The sequence below is a fragment of the Streptomyces hazeniae genome (assembly GCF_031845485.1).
Lineage (GTDB): Bacteria > Actinomycetota > Actinomycetes > Streptomycetales > Streptomycetaceae > Streptomyces > Streptomyces hazeniae.
Window position 1 is genome coordinate 1 of record NZ_JAVREQ010000135.1, and the last position, 475, is coordinate 475.

Annotated in this window: 1 protein-coding gene; it reads right to left on the reverse strand. The window is 70.3% G+C overall.

The annotated features are described in order from the left end of the window. Positions 1-475 (reverse strand): ABC transporter permease subunit (locus RM572_RS28970; RefSeq protein ID WP_311676333.1); only part of this gene is annotated, 475 nt, incomplete at both ends.

A 475-nucleotide genomic window follows, 5' to 3' on the forward strand; every position in this document is an offset into this window, starting at 1 on the left:
GCGCCGCGATGCCGAGGGGGTAGGGGCTGTTGCCGGTGAGCGATCCGACCACGGGGCCGATGCCCAGGCCGATCAGCAGGATGATCACCACTTCGGGCAGTCCGCGGAAGATGTCGGTGTACACCCGGGCCGGCCAGCGCAGCCACCGGGACCGCGAGATACCCGCCACCGCCAGGACCATCCCGAGTACCAGCCCGATGACGCTGGCGCACACGGTCAGGATGAGCGTGTTGGGCAGGCCCGTGCGTAGCAGGTCGGGGATGGCCTGCTTGTAGAGATCCCAGTCCAGGAAGGAGTCCGCCAGTTGCGCCAGTGTCGATTTGGGCGCCACCGGGGCTCCGGCGGCGGGTTTCTCCTTGGCGGCGGCGATGGCGGCGAAATCAGGCAGCTGGGGAACGGGTGCGGCCTTGGAGCCGGGCTTCCAGCCGGGCGGCAGTGCGCGCGGCACCCAGTCGGAGTACAGCCGGGCCCAGGT